This window comes from Streptomyces marokkonensis (genome assembly GCF_039539045.1).
In the GTDB taxonomy this organism is placed as follows: Bacteria; Actinomycetota; Actinomycetes; order Streptomycetales; family Streptomycetaceae; genus Streptomyces; species Streptomyces marokkonensis.
In genome coordinates this window covers 1-15,404 of record NZ_BAABCQ010000178.1, presented here as the reverse complement: position 1 = coordinate 15,404, position 15,404 = coordinate 1, and the positions used below count along the sequence as shown (strand labels likewise).

Sequence of the window (15,404 nt, the reverse complement as noted above, 5' to 3'; positions counted from 1 at the left end):
TGGCTGGTCTGACCTGCGTAAATCAAGGGGGCCGGAGAGGTAGGTCACATCCTGGGGGAGATTGGGTCACAAAACGGCCCAGAACCCTGGAGTGGACGGGGTTCCGGGCCGTCGCGTCACGGTGGGTCCGCGGGGGGCTACTGACGGTGCTCCGGTGGTCTCAGCTCAGGCGCTCGATGACCATGGCCATGCCCTGGCCGCCGCCGACGCACATGGTCTCCAGGCCGAACTGCTTGTCGTGCCACTGGAGGGAGTTGATGAGCGTGCCGGTGATGCGGGCGCCGGTCATGCCGAAGGGGTGTCCGACGGCGATGGCGCCGCCGTTGACGTTCAGCTTCTCCAGCGGGATACCCAGTTCGCGGTAGGAGGGGATGACCTGCGCGGCGAACGCCTCATTGATCTCGGCCAGGTCGATGTCGTCGATGGTCAACCCGGCGCGGGACAGCGCCTGCTTGCTCGCCTCGACCGGGCCGAGGCCCATGATCTCGGGGGAGAGGCCGGAGACGCCGGTGGAGACGATGCGGGCGAGTGGGGTCAGCCCCAGCTCACGGGCCTTGGTGTCGCTCATGACCACGAGAGCGGCGGCGCCGTCGTTGAGCGGGCAGCAGTTGCCGGCGGTGACCAGGCCGTCGGGGCGGAAGACGGGCTTGAGACCCTGGACGCCTTCCAGGGTGACGCCGGCGCGAGGGCCGTCGTCCTTGGAGACCACCGTGCCGTCCGGCAGCGTGACCGGGGTGATCTCGCGCTCCCAGAAGCCGTTCTTGATGGCTTCCTCGGCGAGGTTCTGCGAGCGGACGCCGAACTCGTCCATGTCCTGCCGGGTGACGCCCTTGGCGCGGGCGAGGTTCTCGGCGGTCTGGCCCATCGCGATGTACGGGTCGGGGACGAGGCCGTCCTCGCGCGGGTCGTGCCAGGTGGTGCCCTCCTGCTGGGCGACCTCGGCGGTGCGGGCCTCGGCCTCGGCGAAGAGGGGGTTGCGGGTGTCCGGCAGGCTGTCGGAGTTGCCCTTGGCGAACCGGGAGACCATCTCGACGCCGGCCGAGACGAAGACGTCGCCCTCGCCGGCCTTGATGGCGTGCAGGGCCATGCGGGAGGTCTGCAGGGACGAGGAGCAGTACCGGGTGACGGTGCAGCCGGGCAGGTGGTCCATGCCCATCTCGACGGCGACGATCCGGCCGAGGTTGTTGCCCTGCTCGCCACCGGGCAGGCCGCAGCCGAGCATCAGGTCGTCGATGTCCCGGGGGTCCAGCTCGGGAACCTTGGCGAGGGCGGCCTGGATGATCGTGGCGGCCAGGTCGTCGGGGCGCAGGTCCTTGAGGGAGCCCTTGAAGGCGCGGCCGATGGGGGAGCGGGCGGCTGAGACGATCACGGCTTCGGGCATCACGGCTCCAGGGGCGGGAAGGTTGGGCGGCTGCTGGGGAAGTTACCCGTACGTATGGCCCGGGTCACGGGTGCGGGGGTGTGACATGGACCGCAACTGTCTAAGCGCTTGCTTTTACCTCTGGCGGTCGAGCGGCGCTCCCGTGCCGGGTCGCGAGGCGGGCGTCCCCGGGGGCCGCGACGCCAGACCCTGCTTCGGGGGGGGCGTCCCAGGCCCCGCTTCGGGGGGCTGCTCCCCAGGTCCCGCTTCGGGGGCTGCGTCCCAGGCCCCGCTTCTGGTCTGGACGGCCTCGTCCTCAAACGCCGGACGCGCTGGCGGGTTCCGCCTCCGCCACCCGGCGCCGCCGCCGACGCTTGAGCAGCGCCCAAGGCCCCCGCGGTCCCGTAGGCATCGCCGCCGCGACCTCCGTGCCCGCCTCCGACGCGGCCTCGGCCGCCGCGCGCGCCACCGGTAGGAAGCCCTCGCGGCGCAGCGCGTCGGGACGCTCCTCGTCGGCCGGCCACAGGCCGAGCGCGGCGCACACCGACGGCAGTACCGCCATCGCGGCCGTGGCATACCCCTCGGCGGAGGGGTGGTAGTTGTCGGGGCCGAACAGCTCCCGCGGGTTCTGCGCGAACTCCGGGCCCAGCAGGTCACCCAGCGAGACCGTGCGCCCGCCCTGCTCCACCGCGCCGATCGTCTGTGCCGCCGCCAGCTGCCGCGAGGCCCGCCGGGCCACCCAGCGCAGCGGCTGCCGCACCCGCTCGATGGTGCCCAGGTCCGGGCAGGTGCCGACGACCACCTCCGCGCCGGCCGTGCGCAGCCGCCGTACCGCCCCCGACAGGTGCCGGACCGAGCGGGTCGCCGGCATCCGATGGGTGACGTCGTTCGCCCCGATCATGATCACGCAGATGTCGGGCACCAGACCCGGATCCGCGAGCACCAGCGCCACCTGCCGGTCCAGGTCGTCCGAACAGGCGCCCGGCGCCGCGACCGAACCCAGCTCGACCGGCCGCTCCGCCACCGCCGCGAGCCCCGACGCCAGCAGCGCGCCCGGCGTCTGCCCCGCCCGGCGCACACCCTGTCCGGCCGCCGTGGAGTCGCCCAGCATCATCAGCCGCAGGGGCGGCCCGCCGACTGTCGGCAGGGAGCCGCCGTACAGCCCCCGCGCGTTCGGCACCCGGTCGGGGCCGCCGATGCCCACCCGGCGCCTGGCCAGCTGCACCTCCGCCAGCAGCAGACCGACCGTGGCCGCACCGGCCAGCCCGATGCCGCCGCCGCCGTACGCCGCGCCGGCCGCGATCCGCCGGGCCACCCTCGCCCTCGACATACTCGTCATACGTCGCCGCCACCTCCTCCAACCCGTACACCCAGTGCTTGCCCCGTACGGACGGTCGCCCAATCTCAACGGGGAGTGAACGACCGTCACGGGGTATGGGGCGGGCCGGCGGGCGGCGGCGGACCGTCGGCTTGCCCGGCCGATCCCCGCCGCCAGGCCATAGGCTGGCCGAACCGATAACGACCACCTCTTTTGCAGCATCCGGAGACCACGGTGCATTTCCACGACTCGATGATCAGCCTCGTCGGCAACACCCCGCTGGTGCGGCTCAACAGCGTGACCAAGGGCATCAGGGCGACCGTCCTGGCCAAGGTGGAGTACTTCAACCCCGGCGGCTCGGTGAAGGACCGCATCGCCCTGCGCATGATCGAGGCCGCAGAGAAGAGCGGCGAGCTGCAGCCCGGCGGCACCATCGTCGAGCCGACCAGCGGCAACACGGGCGTGGGCCTCGCCATCGTGGCCCAGCAGAAGGGCTACAAGTGCGTCTTCGTCTGCCCTGACAAGGTGTCCACCGACAAGATCAACGTACTGCGCGCGTACGGCGCCGAGGTGGTCGTCTGCCCGACGGCCGTCGACCCCGAGCACCCGGACTCCTACTACAACGTCTCCGACCGCCTGGTCCGCGAGACACCGGGTGCCTGGAAGCCGGACCAGTACTCCAACCCGCACAACCCGCTCTCCCACTACCACTCGACCGGTCCCGAGCTGTGGGAGCAGACGGAGGGGAAGATCACCCACTTCGTCACCGGTGTCGGCACCGGCGGCACCATTTCCGGCACCGGCCGGTACCTGAAGGAGGCCAGCGACGGCGCGGTCAGGGTGGTCGGCGCCGACCCCGAGGGCTCGGTGTACTCCGGCGGCTCCGGACGCCCCTACCTCGTCGAGGGCGTCGGCGAGGACTTCTGGCCGACGGCCTACGACCGCGAGGTCGCCGACGAGATCGTGGCCGTCTCCGACAAGGACTCCTTCCAGATGACCCGCCGCCTCGCCAAGGAGGAGGGCCTGCTGGTGGGCGGCTCCTGCGGCATGGCCGTCGTCGCGGCGCTGCGCGTCGCCGAGCGGCTCGGCGAGGACGACGTGGTCGTCGTACTCCTCCCGGACAGCGGGCGCGGCTACCTCAGCAAGATCTTCAACGACGAGTGGATGGCCGACTACGGCTTCCTGGAGGACGCCGGCCCCAGCGCGCGCGTCGCCGACGTCCTGAACCACAAGGAGGGCGGATCCATCCCCACCCTCGTCCACATGCACCCGGACGAGACGGTCGGCGAGGCCATCGAGGTGCTGCGTGAGTACGGCGTCTCGCAGATGCCGATCGTCAAGCCCGGTGCCGGGCACCCGGACGTGATGGCCGCCGAGGTCGTCGGCTCGGTCGTGGAACGCGAGCTGCTGGACGCCCTGTTCGCCAAGCGCGCCTCGCTGGAGGACCCGCTCGAGAAGCACGTGTCGGCCCCGCTGCCGCAGGTCGGCTCCGGCGAACCGGTCGCGGACCTGATGTCGGTACTCGGTGCGGCGGACGCGGCGATCGTCCTCGTCGAGGGCAAGCCGACCGGTGTGGTGAGCCGTCAGGACCTGCTGTCCTTTCTCGCCAAGACGGGAAGCAGCGGCAAGTAGCGGTAGGTGGCAATAGGTAGCGTCAGGTAGCTGGAAGTAGCTGGAAGTAGCTGGAAGTAGAGGGTCGTAGCGGGAAGTTGTGCCGGCGGAGTCGAGGCGCCCGACGATGTTCGCGGACTTCGCGTAAGTGGAACCCGCACGTCACGTTGGCGCAGCACACCCTTAACACGGGCCCGGCAGAGTAGCGGTTGTCGGCAAGGGAGGGGGCGGCTCCCCGCCCCGTCGGCACCGAACGGCGTCAAGGACCTTCCGGAGCGGCTCCCGGACCTCCAAGGACGCCACGGACGCGCCGCCCCGGCCGTGAGGCCCGGCACGCGCGTCCACCGCGGGGACCGCCGTCGTCCCGACCCCCAGCGATGGGGGTGCGGCGGTCCCCGCGCAGTCTTCTCCCGGCGTCCGCCTCAGTCCTCCCAGGCGTCGTCCTTGTCGGCGCGGCGGCGTCGTCCGAAGAGGCCGGGGTTGGTCCGGGCCACCTGGACGACGTTGACCCCGACGATTCCGGCCCAGGCGACCAGCAGTCCGGGGAGATCGCCGACGCCGCCGCCGATCGCGGACAGCGGGACCGCCAGGACCAGCGACACGATGCCGAAGCCGAAGCGTTCGCCGAAGGTGTCCATGGGCTTCGGCGAGCGGCTGTCCCGGGCCGCTGTCATCTGCTGCTCGGCGAGCTGCCTGCGCACCCGGCGCTCGACCGTTCCGTCGATGCGCTGGTCGACCTTCTCCAGGAACGAGTCGACCAGCGCCGACTCGTACTCCTCGCCCAGCTCCCTGCGGGTCTGCAGGGTGGTGTCGAGTTCCTTCTTCAGGTCGGTGTCCCGCCCGTCCATTCCCGTCATGCCTCACACGGTAGGCAGCCGGAGGGCCGACGGCACTGGGGGTAGCCCCAGTTTCCAGCGGGGGACGACCGGGGGGCGTCGTACGTGCCACGACCTCGCTGTATAACGGTATGCAGAAACCGGGGATGGTGAATAGAGGGAGGGGGAGCACGTCATGAGCGGGACGCGCGGGACCGGCGGGACGGACGGGATCAGCGGGACGGACGGGATCAGCGGGACGGATGGGACGGACGGGGCCAGCGGCACCGCGCCCAGCGGCGGGGCCGGCGGGACCGGCGGGACCGGCGGGGCCGACAGTCCGGCCGTGCGGTTGCAGGCGCTCTTCGAGGGGCACCGGCTGACGCCGACCCAGCGGCGCATCGCGCACAGCATGGTGCGGCGCGCTTCTGACGTGCCCTTCCTGTCCAGCGTGGAACTGGCCGAGCTGGCCGGGGTCAGCCAGCCGTCCGTGACCCGCTTCGCCGTCGCCCTCGGCTTCGACGGGTACCCGGCGCTGCGCCGCCATCTGCGCGAGGTCGCCCCCGCGGAGACGGCGGCGGACACCGGTGGCTCGCGCAACGAGTACCAGCAGGCCGTGGCGGCCGAGATCGAGAACCTGCGCCACCTGGCGGAGGTGCTGGCCGACCCCGGGCCGGTGCGGGAGGCGGGCCGGACCCTCGCCGCCGGCCGGCCCCTGCCGGTCCTCGGGCTGCGGGCGGCGGCGGCCCAGGCGCACGGCTTCGCCTACTTCGCCGCCAAGGTCCACCCCGACGTCCGGCTCCTGGGCGAGGGCGGCACGATGCTCCACGACCGCATCGACGCCGCGGTCCGGGCCGGTGCCACGGCCCTGCTCTGCTTCGCCCTGCCCCGGCATCCGCGCGAGGTCGTCGACGCGCTCACCCATGCCAAGGAGGCAGGGCTCACGGTGGTGACCGTCGCCGACTCCGCCTTCGCGCCGGTCGCCAAGGTCTCCGACCTGCTGCTGCCCGCCGCCGTCGGCACCGGCCTCGCCTTCGACACCGCCTGTGGGCCGATGCTGCTCGGCCGGATGCTGCTCGAGGCCATGTGCGACGACCTGCCGGACGCCCAGGCCCGGCTGGAGGAGTTCGACACGAAGGCGGCGGCGCGAGGCCTCTTCGTGGACTGACGTGCGGCGCCGGCCCGGGCGCCTCTTCTTCTCAGACTCGTCTCACCTTCTGCCGTTAGCCTGCCTCGCCGCACACCCTTCAGACGCATTGTGGAAGCAGAACGGAACAGGAGGCCGGACGTGGCGCGCGGAGGACAGGGGCTGGCTCGGGTCGCCGTCGTCGTACGGGCGGGGGCGGCACCGCTGTGGTGGCTGGGCGTATTCGCGACGGGCATCGGGGTGCTGGTGCCGGGACTGACCGGCCGCCGGATCGGCGTCCTGGCGGGCTCGGCGCTGTTCATCGTCGCGGCGGCGGTCGTCGCGACCGTGCGGCGCGGGCGTTACACGGCCCTGGCCCGCTCGGCCGCCCACGCGGGCAAGCACGACGTACTCCAGGACCGCGCGGTGACCCTGCGCAACTGGCGCCGGGGCCACCGCTGGTGGCTGCTCCTCGCCTTCCTCGCCGCCCTGGGCAGTGCCTTCGCCGTCCCGGCCGCCGCCGGACTGCTGATGGCCGGCTGCGGTGCCGGCCTGTGGCTGAAGTCCGCCTGGATCGGCCGCCGCGAACAGGCCGAGGACGCCCTCCTGTGGGTCCGCGTCGACTGGCTCGCCGACGGTGCCGGCCGCCCGGCGGGCAAGGCCGTCCGCGCCTACCGCGGCACGGGCATCGCGGCGGGCGACGCGGCCCCGGGCGGCGCCCGGCGCAAGACGGCGGCGCCGGTCTGATCCCGCCCGCTCCAGGGGCGGCGCCGGTCTGATCCCGCCCGGCTCAGGGGGCGCCGCGACGCCCTTCTTCTAGCCGCTGCGGCGCACGGCTTCCGTCAGCGCGGCGGCATGCTCCCCTCCCGCCTCGGTGACGATCTCCCCGACCGTCTGGGCCTCCCGCACGGTGGCGAAGGCGACGTCTCCGGGGCCGCCGGTCAGGAACCCGTAGACCCCGGGACGCGCTAGCGAGTTGTACGCGTAATGGTGCGCGAAGTAGTACGCCCCCGTGTCCAGCGCCGCCGCGTAGTCCCCCTGCTCCAGCAAGGGCATCGCCCGGCCCACGGCCAGCAGGTCCCCCGCGAAGCACGCCGGCCCCGCCACGTCCTGCACCACGTCCGGCCCCTCCTTCGGCGACCCCTTGCCGTCGTACGCGGAGATCCGCAGCGGCCACGCCCCCGGCGTGTACACCGTCCGCGTCGCGACCTGCACGCCCGCGTGCGTCACCGCGACCGGCCGCCCCCCGGCGCTCTTGGCGTACTCCACGCGCGCCACCACCGTGCCGTGCTTGGCCAGCAGCGACCGCCCGAACTCGGTGACCAGCCCGTACCGCCCGTCGAACAGTCCGGGCACCGCCTCGCGCAGCACGCGCGCGTACTCGGCGTACGTCGGTGTGGTCTCGTCCGACGTGAAGTTCACCGGCAGCCCACCGCCGATGTCGAGCGTGTCGACCTGTCGGCGTCCGGCCCGTTCGTTGATCTCCTCGGCGAGCGCGTACGTCGCGGCCACGCCCTCGGCCATCAAGGTCAGCGGGATGCCCTGGGACCCCGTGTGCGCGTGCAGCCGGGTCAGCCACGGCCGGTCCAGATACGCCCGCACCACCCACTCGCGCGCCCCCTCGTCGCGCAGCGCCACCCCGAACTTCGAGGTGGCCGTCGCCGTCGACAGTGCCTCGATGGAGCCCCCACCGACCTGAGGGTTGACCCGGATGCCGAGCGGGGAGGCGCTCGCCCTCTCGGCCATCAGGGCGTCGACGCGCTCCAGCTCCTGCGGGTTGTCCGCGTTGACGGCGATGCCCAGCGCCAGTGCCTCCCGCAGCTCGCCCGGCGTCTTGGCGGGCGAGTCCAGCACCGTCCGCTCCGACGGGACCCCCGCCGCCCGTGACAGCGCCAGCTCACCCGGGCTCGCGACCTCCGCGCCGATGCCCTCTTGGTGCAGCAGCCGCAGCACGGGGACCAGCGGCGTCGCCTTGACCGCGAAGGCGTGCAGTACGGACGTCCCGGGCGCCGTCACCGCCTCGAACGCCGTCCGCAGCGCCGCCGCCGACTCCCGTATGCCGGCCACGTCCAGCAGCCCGACGATCGGGACGTCGGGCCCGAGCAGCCCTTGCTCCACGGCCGCCCGCACGGCCTCGTCCCGCCGGGCCGCCCGGACGGTCTCCTCCTGCCGGGCCGCCCGCACGGCCTCGTCCCGCCGCGCGGCCGTGCCACCGAGGCCACCGCTCACACCCGTGCTCATTCCGTCGCTCACGCGACCCTCCGTCCCTCGTTGCCGACCGGTACCTCTCGCTGCCTGCCCCACTCGTCCAGCCAAACACCCGCGACGCGTCCGCGCCGGGACACGAGACGTATTGACTAGTTCTATTCACGAGGTGAATATGTGAATATCCGCAGTGACAATCCGCCGGGAGCAAGCCACCAGGAGGCAGACCATGTCCGGACCCCGCCCTGTCCGAGCGTCACGCGGTACGACGCCGAGCGCCCTGGGCTGGCAGCAGGAGGCCGCCCTGCGGATGCTGCAGAACAACCTCGACCCCGAGGTCGCCGAACACCCCGACAAGCTCGTCGTCTACGGCGGCACCGGCAAGGCCGCCCGTGACTGGCGTTCCTTCGACGCCATGGTCCGCACCCTGCGCACCCTCAAGCAGGACGAGACGATGCTCGTCCAGTCCGGCCGCCCCGTCGGCGTCATGCAGACCCACGAGTGGGCCCCGCGCGTCCTCATCGCCAACTCCCACCTCGTCGGCGACTGGGCCAACTGGGAGGAGTTCCGCCGCCTGGAGGCCCTCGGCCTGACCATGTACGGGCAGATGACGGCCGGCTCCTGGATCTACATCGGCACCCAGGGCATCCTCCAGGGCACCTACGAGACCTTCGCCGCCGTGGCCGCGAAGCTGCACTCGATCGGCAAGGGGGTCGGCGGCACCCTCGCCGGGACCATCACGCTCACCGCCGGCCTCGGCGGCATGGGCGGCGCCCAGCCGCTGGCCGTCACCATGAACGACGGTGTCGCGATCTGTGTCGACTGCGACCCGCGAGCCATCGACCGCCGCATCGAGCACCGCTTCCTCGACGTGAGGGCCGACTCCCTCGACCACGCCCTCCAGCTGGCCACCGACGCCCGGGACCGGCGCGAGCCGCTGTCCATCGGCGTCCTCGGCAACGCCGCCGACGTCGTCCCGCGGCTGCTCGCCATGAGCGCCCCCATCGACATCGTCACCGACCAGACCTCGGCCCACGACCCGCTGGCCTACCTGCCCACCGGGGTCGCCTTCGAGGACATGGCCGATGCCGCCGCCAAGGACCCGGCCGGCTTCACCACCCGCGCCCGCCAGTCCATGGCCCGGCACGTCGAGGCCATGGTCGGCTTCCAGGACGCCGGCGCCGAGGTCTTCGACTACGGCAACTCCATCCGCGGCGAGGCCCGGCTCGCCGGCTACGACCGGGCCTTCGCCTTCCCCGGCTTCGTCCCCGCCTACATCCGCCCCCTCTTCTGCGAGGGCAAGGGCCCCTTCCGCTGGGCCGCGCTGTCCGGCGACCCCGCCGACATCGCCAGGACCGACAAGGCGATCCTCGACCTCTTCCCCGAGAACGAGTCCCTCGCCCGCTGGATCAGGTTGGCGGGGGAGCGGGTCCGCTTCCAGGGACTGCCCGCCCGTATCTGCTGGCTCGGCTACGGCGAGCGCGACAAGGCCGGCGAGCGGTTCAACGACATGGTGGCGAGCGGCGAGCTGGCCGCGCCCCTCGTCCTCGGCCGAGACCACCTCGACTGCGGCTCCGTCGCGTCCCCCTACCGCGAGACCGAGGCCATGCTCGACGGCTCCGACGCCATCGCCGACTGGCCGATGCTCAACGCCATGGTCAACGTGGCCTCCGGCGCCTCCTGGGTCTCCCTCCACCACGGCGGCGGCGTCGGCATGGGCCGCTCCCTCCACGCCGGGCAGGTCACGGTCGCCGACGGCACCGCGCTGGCCGGCGAGAAGATCCGCCGGGTCCTCACCAACGACCCCGGCATGGGCGTCATCCGGCACGTCGACGCCGGGTACGACATCGCGGAGTCGGTGGCGGCCGAGCGGGACGTGCGAGTGCCGATGCGCGAGGGTGACGGGGCGCGGGAGGGCGACGGCACGCGCGACGGTGCCGAGGCGCGCGAAGGGGACGGCGCGTGACCTTCCACAGCATGTGGGCGGAGCTGCTGCCGGTCGGCCGCAGCTCCGCCTCCGGCGGCTACCGCCGCCACGCCTGGACCGGCGCCGACGCCGACTGCCGGACCTGGTTCCGGGAGCAGGCCCGAACCCGCGGACTGACCTACGAGGTCGACCGCAACGGCAACCAGTGGGCCTGGCTCGGCGACCACGCCGCCCGGGACGCCGTCGTCACCGGCTCCCACCTGGACTCCGTGCCGGACGGAGGGGCCTTCGACGGCCCTCTCGGCGTGGTGTCCGCCTTCGCCGCCCTGGACGAACTGCGCGGAAGGGGAGCGCGGTTCACCAGGCCGCTCGGCATCGTCAACTTCGGCGACGAGGAGGGCGCCCGCTTCGGCCTCGCCTGCGTCGGCTCCCGGCTCACCGCGGGCGCGCTCACCGTCGAGCAGGCCCACCGCCTGACCGACGGCGACGGCATCACCCTCCCGCAGGCCATGGAGACCGCCGGGTACGATCCGGACGCCATCGGCCCCGACCCCGAGCGGCTCGCCCGCATCGGCGCCTTCGTCGAGCTCCACGTCGAACAGGGCCGCGCCCTCGACCTGTCCGGCGCCCGGATCGGCATCGCCGGCGCCATCCGGCCGCACGGCCGCTGGCGGTTCTCCTTCCGCGGCGAGGCCAACCACGCCGGCACCACCCGGCTCACCGACCGGCGCGACCCCATGCTGAGCTACGCCGAGACCGTCCTCGCCGCCCGCCGTGAGGCCGAACTCGCCGGTGCCGTCGCCACCTTCGGCAAGATCGACGTCGAGCCCAACGGCGTCAACGCCATCCCCTCCCTCGTACGCGGCTGGCTCGACTCCCGCGCCGCCGACCAGGAGAGCCTGGACACCGTGGTGACCGGCATCGAGAAGGCAGCCCGCGAGTACGCCGCCGCCCACGGCGTCGACCTCGACGTCGAACGCGAGTCCTTCACGCCCGTCGTCGAGTTCGACCACGCCCTGCGCGACGAACTCGCCCGCATCCTCGGCAGTGACACGGAACCCGACCTCAAGGTGCCCGTCCTCGGCACCGGCGCCGGACACGACGCCGGAATCCTCTCCGGACGCGTCCCGACCGCCATGCTGTTCGTGCGCAACCCCACCGGCGTCTCGCACTCCCCGGCCGAGTACGCCGCCGAGGACGACTGCGTGGCCGGGGTGAGCGCACTCGCCGACGTACTGGAAGGGCTGGCCTGCACGTGACCCCCACCGAGACCGGGCGGACCCGGACGTACTGGCTGGAACACGCCTGGCTCGGCTCCCACGTCGAGCCGGGCGTCGCCCTCGACGTGCGCGCCGGTCGCATCACCGCCGTCCGCCGGAACGTCCCCACCCCGCCCCCCGGCGCCGAGATCCTGCGCGGGCTGACCCTTCCCGGCCTCGCCAACGCCCACAGCCACGCCTTCCACCGTGCCCTGCGCGGCACCGTCCAGGTCGGCTCCGGCACCTTCTGGACATGGCGCGAGGTCATGTACTCCGTCGCCGACCGGCTGACCCCCGAGACCTACCACCGGCTCGCCCGCGCGGTGTACGCCGAGATGGCGCTCGCCGGCATCACCACCGTCGGCGAGTTCCACTACGTCCACCACGCCCCCGGCGGCACCCCCTACGCCGACCCCAACGCGATGGGCGAGGCCCTGATCGAGGCCGCCGCCGAAGCCGGCATCCGCATCACCCTCCTCGACACCTGCTACCTGTCCTCCGGTTTCGGGCAGCCCCCGAACACCCACCAGCGCCGCTTCTGCGACGGGACGGCGGACGCCTGGGCGGAACGCTGTTCAGTTCTCGAGGAACGGGATCACGCACGGATCGGGGCGGCGATCCACTCCGTACGGGCCGTGCCCGCCGACCAGTTGGCGACCGTGGCGCGCTGGGCCGAGGAGCGGCGGGCCCCGCTGCACGTGCACCTGTCCGAGCAGAGCGCCGAGAACGACGCCTGCCGCGACGCCCACGGCTGCTCCCCGACCCGGCTCCTCGCCGACCACGGCGTGCTCGGACCCCGCACCACCGGCGTCCACAACACCCACCTCACCGACGAGGACATCGCCCTGCTCGGGGGCAGCAGCACCGGCACCTGCATGTGCCCGACCACGGAACGGGACCTCGCCGACGGCATCGGGCCCGCGGCCGCCCTTCAGCGGGCGGGCTCCCCGCTCTGTCTCGGCTCCGACAGCCACGCCGTCGTCGACCTGCTGGAGGAGGCGCGCGCCATGGAGCTGAACGAGCGCCTGCGCACCCACACCCGCGGCCACTGGACCGCCGCCGCCCTGCTGCGCGCCGCCACCGCCGACGGCCACGCCGCCCTCGGCTGGGACGACACCGGGACCATCGAGGCCGGGGCCCGCGCCGACATCACCACGGTTGCCCTCGACTCCGTCAGAACAGCGGGGCCGCTGCCCAGGCTCGGCGCCGAGACAACCGTATTCGCCGCGACGGCAGCGGACGTACGGCACACGGTCGTGGGTGGGCGGCACGTCGTACGCGACGGGGCGCACACCCTTGTACCCGATGTGCCGCAGGCCCTCGCACGGGCCGTCGAAGCCCTGCGCGCGTGACCGCGGCCTCCCGCCGCCACTTCCGCTCCCGCCCCAACTTCCGCTCCCGCCGCCACTTCAGCTCCCGCCCCCACGAGGACGTCACGGACATCATGAGCAGCAGCACCGTCATCACCAACATCGCCGCACTCGTCACCAACGACCCCTCCCTGGGTGACAACTCCCCCCTCGGGCTGGTCCGGGACGCGGCCGTCGTCATCGACGGCGACCGTGTCGCGTGGACCGGTGAATCAAGCAAAGCACCCGCCACTGACAATCGCCTCGACGCCGACGGCCGGGCGGTCCTCCCCGGCTTCGTCGACTCCCACTCCCACCTCCTCTTCGGCGGCGACCGCACCGAGGAATTCAACGCCCGCATGTCCGGCCGTCCCTACAGCGCCGGTGGCATCCGCACCACCGTCGCCGCCACCCGGGCCGCGAGCGACGCGGAACTGGAGGCGGGCCTCACCCGTTACCTCGAAGAGGCCCTGCGCCAGGGCACCACCACCTTCGAGACCAAGTCCGGCTACGGCCTGACCACCGCCGACGAGTCCCGCGCCCTGCGCGTCGCCGCCCGCCACACCGACGAGGTCACCTTCCTCGGCGCACACATCGTCGCCCCCGAACTCGCCGACGACCCGGCCGCCTACGTGGCCCTCGTCACCGGCGAGATGCTCGACGCCTGCGCGCCGTACGCCCGCTGGATCGACGTCTTCTGCGAGAAGGGCGCCTTCGACGGCGACCAGGCCCGCGCGATCCTCACCGCAGGCCGGGCCAGGGGGCTGCACCCCCGCATCCACGCCAACCAGCTCTCCCACGGCCCCGGCGTCCGGCTCGCCGTGGAACTCGACGCCGCCAGCGCCGACCACTGCACCCACCTCACCGACGCCGACGTGGACGCCCTCGCGAACAGCCGCACGGTCGCCACCCTGCTCCCCGGCGCCGAGTTCTCCACCCGCGCCGAGTGGCCGGACGCCCGGCGCATGATCGACGCCGGTGTGACGGTCGCGCTGTCCACCGACTGCAACCCCGGTTCGTCCTTCACGTCCTCGGTGCCCTTCTGCGTCGCGCTCGCCGTACGGGACATGGGGATGACCCCCGACGAGGCCGTCTGGTCGGCCACGGCGGGCGGCGCGGCGGCCCTGCGCCGCGACGACATCGGCCGCCTCACCCCGGGCGCCCACGCCGACCTGACCCTCCTCGACGCCCCCAGCCACGTCCACCTGGCCTACCGGCCCGGCGTTCCCCTGGTCGCGGGCGTGTGGCGACGGGGCGTACGCGTGGTGTGAGCGGCGCGCCGCCTCGGCGGGAGCGGGGCCGAAAGGGCGGCGCGGTCCACGGCAACCCGAAGGGGGGCGGCCCGATGCCGGACCGCCCCCCTGGAGGGCAAGCGTCACGCGGTGAGGACTACTCCTCGACCGTGAGCCCCTTGCGCAGCCGTACGAGTGTCCGCGACAGCAGGCGCGAGACGTGCATCTGGGAGATGCCGAGTTCCTCGCCGATCTCCGACTGGGTCATTCCCGCGACGAAGCGGAGCGAGAGGATCTTCCGGTCCCGGGAGGGGAGTTCGGCGATCAGCGGCTTCAGCGACTCGACGTACTCGATGCCCTCGAGCCCGTGGTCCTCGTAGCCGATGCGGTCGGCCAGCGCGCCCTCGGCGTCGTCCTCCTCCGGCTGGGCGTCCAGCGAGGAGGCGGTGTAGGCGTTGGACGCCGCCATGCCCTCGACGACCTCGTCCTTGGACAGGCCGAGGTGCTCGGCCAGTTCGCTCACCGTGGGGGCGCGGTCGAGGCGCTGGGCCAGCTCGTCGCCGGCCTTGGCCAGGTCGAGCCGCAGCTCCTGCAGACGGCGCGGGACGCGCACGGACCACGAGGTGTCGCGGAAGAAGCGCTTGATCTCGCCGATGATGGTCGGCATCGCGAACGTGGGGAACTCCACACCGCGGGATGTCTCGAAGCGGTCGATCGCCTTGATCAGGCCGATCGTGCCGACCTGGATGATGTCCTCCATCGGCTCGCTGCGGGAGCGGAAGCGGGAGCCGGCGAACTTGACCAGCGCGAGGTTGAGCTCGACGAGCGTGTTGCGTACGTACGCGTACTCGTGGGTGCCTTCCTCCAGCGACTCCAGCCGCTCGAAGAGGGTCTTGGAGAGGGCCCGGGCGTCCGCCGGAGCGACCTCGTCGAAAGCGGGGATGTCCGGAAGTCCGGCGAGTCCGCCGTCGTGGTCGACGAGAGCGTCGTGGTGCTCGATGGGATCCAGATGTTCCGGAGGGAGTGTCGACGTCGCTTCTTGGGTACGCGATCCGTCGAGCCGGGGTGACATGATGTCCTCCATCGTTCTCGGCATACGGCTGCCGAAGCCAGTTGCGTGCACTGCGGTGTGCGGCGCCTCCAAAGCCGGCCGTGTCGGTTTACGTGTCCTACTAGCCCTACCGGGTTTACCGAGCCCACCG

The 15,404-nt window shown here is 72.8% G+C and carries 12 protein-coding genes; 7 read left to right on the top strand and 5 right to left on the bottom strand.

The window, feature by feature from the left end; translation table 11 throughout:
• Positions 1-160: 160 nt before the first annotated feature.
• Together ABEA26_RS30470 and ABEA26_RS30465 are read right to left on the bottom strand one after the other, a co-directional pair.
• A complete protein-coding gene (locus ABEA26_RS30470) occupies positions 161-1,381 on the bottom strand; it encodes an acetyl-CoA C-acetyltransferase (protein ID WP_345596604.1) in 1,221 nt (406 codons plus the stop codon).
• Between the two features lie 295 nt (positions 1,382-1,676).
• Positions 1,677-2,699 carry an SGNH/GDSL hydrolase family protein gene (locus ABEA26_RS30465; protein WP_345596602.1) on the bottom strand — a complete coding sequence of 341 codons (1,023 nt, stop codon included), beginning with the start codon at positions 2,697-2,699 and terminating at the stop codon, positions 1,677-1,679.
• Positions 2,700-2,912: 213 nt separating this feature from the next.
• Here ABEA26_RS30465 and ABEA26_RS30460 point away from each other — a divergent pair, with 213 nt between their 5' ends.
• Positions 2,913-4,310 carry a cystathionine beta-synthase gene (locus ABEA26_RS30460; RefSeq protein ID WP_345596600.1) on the top strand — a complete coding sequence of 466 codons (1,398 nt, stop codon included), beginning with the start codon at positions 2,913-2,915 and terminating at the stop codon, positions 4,308-4,310.
• Between the two features lie 401 nt (positions 4,311-4,711).
• Here the strand turns inward: ABEA26_RS30460 and ABEA26_RS30455 are convergent, their stop codons facing one another.
• Entirely contained in the window at positions 4,712-5,146 is a 435-nt protein-coding gene (locus tag ABEA26_RS30455) for a hypothetical protein (protein ID WP_345596598.1), read from the bottom strand.
• Between the two features lie 154 nt (positions 5,147-5,300).
• Here ABEA26_RS30455 and ABEA26_RS30450 point away from each other — a divergent pair, with 154 nt between their 5' ends.
• Positions 5,301-6,272 (top strand): MurR/RpiR family transcriptional regulator, encoded by a 972-nt coding sequence (locus ABEA26_RS30450; RefSeq protein WP_345596596.1) that lies wholly within the window; start codon positions 5,301-5,303, stop codon positions 6,270-6,272.
• A 120-nt stretch (positions 6,273-6,392) separates the two neighbouring features.
• Positions 6,393-6,977 (top strand): hypothetical protein, encoded by a 585-nt coding sequence (locus ABEA26_RS30445; RefSeq protein WP_345596595.1) that lies wholly within the window; start codon positions 6,393-6,395, stop codon positions 6,975-6,977.
• 69 nt (positions 6,978-7,046) lie between these two features.
• On the opposite strand, the gene ABEA26_RS30440 is transcribed toward ABEA26_RS30445, so the two are convergent.
• Positions 7,047-8,483, bottom strand: a complete 1,437-nt coding sequence (locus ABEA26_RS30440; RefSeq protein WP_345596593.1) for a type III PLP-dependent enzyme domain-containing protein — start codon at positions 8,481-8,483, stop codon at positions 7,047-7,049.
• 181 nt (positions 8,484-8,664) lie between these two features.
• On the opposite strand from ABEA26_RS30440, the gene hutU reads away from it, so the two are divergent.
• From hutU to hutI, 4 genes are all read left to right on the top strand, one after another.
• Positions 8,665-10,401, top strand: a complete 1,737-nt coding sequence (gene hutU / locus ABEA26_RS30435; protein ID WP_345596592.1) for a urocanate hydratase — start codon at positions 8,665-8,667, stop codon at positions 10,399-10,401.
• Positions 10,398-11,621 carry an allantoate amidohydrolase gene (locus ABEA26_RS30430; RefSeq protein ID WP_345596590.1) on the top strand — a complete coding sequence of 408 codons (1,224 nt, stop codon included), beginning with the start codon at positions 10,398-10,400 and terminating at the stop codon, positions 11,619-11,621. The genes hutU and ABEA26_RS30430 overlap by 4 nt, the downstream gene beginning before the upstream one ends.
• Complete coding sequence (locus tag ABEA26_RS30425; RefSeq protein ID WP_345596588.1) at positions 11,618-12,973, top strand: formimidoylglutamate deiminase; 1,356 nt, start codon at positions 11,618-11,620, stop codon at positions 12,971-12,973. Before ABEA26_RS30430 ends, ABEA26_RS30425 begins: the two co-directional genes overlap by 4 nt.
• Positions 12,974-13,065: 92 nt before the next feature.
• Entirely contained in the window at positions 13,066-14,241 is a 1,176-nt protein-coding gene (gene hutI, locus ABEA26_RS30420; protein WP_345596606.1) for an imidazolonepropionase, read from the top strand.
• Between the two features lie 118 nt (positions 14,242-14,359).
• Here the strand turns inward: hutI and ABEA26_RS30415 are convergent, their stop codons facing one another.
• Entirely contained in the window at positions 14,360-15,274 is a 915-nt protein-coding gene (locus tag ABEA26_RS30415; protein WP_345596586.1) for an RNA polymerase sigma factor SigF, read from the bottom strand.
• Positions 15,275-15,404 lie beyond the last annotated feature (130 nt).

Excerpts from the sequence above, each read along its gene's own strand:
- ABEA26_RS30470 (WP_345596604.1), bottom strand. The coding sequence starts at position 1,381 with ATGCCCGAAGCCGTGATCGTCTCAGCCGCCCGCTCCCCCATCGGCCGC.
- ABEA26_RS30465 (WP_345596602.1), bottom strand. The coding sequence starts at position 2,699 with ATGACGAGTATGTCGAGGGCGAGGGTGGCCCGGCGGATCGCGGCCGGC.
- ABEA26_RS30455 (WP_345596598.1), bottom strand. The coding sequence starts at position 5,146 with ATGACGGGAATGGACGGGCGGGACACCGACCTGAAGAAGGAACTCGAC.
- ABEA26_RS30450 (WP_345596596.1), top strand. The coding sequence starts at position 5,301 with ATGAGCGGGACGCGCGGGACCGGCGGGACGGACGGGATCAGCGGGACG.
- hutU (WP_345596592.1), top strand. The coding sequence starts at position 8,665 with ATGTCCGGACCCCGCCCTGTCCGAGCGTCACGCGGTACGACGCCGAGC.
- hutI (WP_345596606.1), top strand. The coding sequence starts at position 13,066 with ATGAGCAGCAGCACCGTCATCACCAACATCGCCGCACTCGTCACCAAC.
- ABEA26_RS30415 (WP_345596586.1), bottom strand. The coding sequence starts at position 15,274 with ATGTCACCCCGGCTCGACGGATCGCGTACCCAAGAAGCGACGTCGACA.